Raw genomic sequence first — 400 nt, 5'->3', positions numbered from 1 at the left:
GCGCAGGATGTTCAGCGTCCCGCCACCATGTTCAAGGGGCTTGTCGAGCGCGGTGGTGAGCACATCGAGGAACTTCGCTGGCGACCCCGCCGCCTTCAATGCCTTTTCGAAAGCCACCTTCTGCGTCTCCGCCAGCCACGTGAACAGGTCCTCGGGAAACAGCGCCCGCTCCCGGTCATAGCCGGCATCGTTCGCCGAATATAGCCACCCGTGAGCCTCCAGGTGTGCGCAAACCTCAGACTCGAAAACGATCTCGTTGTGATCGGCCATCACGCCACTTCCCGGACGTTGATCTGCCCTGTCACTGCCGCCATGATCAACGCCGCCCGTCGCTCGCGCGACAGATCGATGAGCCGCTCAGACTCAGTGACGAGAGTGTCGATCTTCTTGGTCTGGTCGT

Annotated in this window: 1 protein-coding gene; it reads right to left on the bottom strand. The window is 61.5% G+C overall.

Annotation, left to right across the window (positions count from 1 at the left end; genetic code table 11):
* Positions 1 to 270: hypothetical protein (locus ACFWJO_RS40780; RefSeq protein WP_386873449.1), on the bottom strand; the 270-nt coding region annotated here is incomplete at its 3' end.
* Positions 271 to 400 lie beyond the last annotated feature (130 nt).

Origin of the sequence: Streptomyces sp. NPDC127092 (genome assembly GCF_042722475.1) — a bacterium.
Lineage (GTDB): Bacteria > Actinomycetota > Actinomycetes > Streptomycetales > Streptomycetaceae > Streptomyces.
Note: the sequence above shows the minus strand (reverse complement) of the source record. Positions and strands in the feature narration are given on the sequence as shown.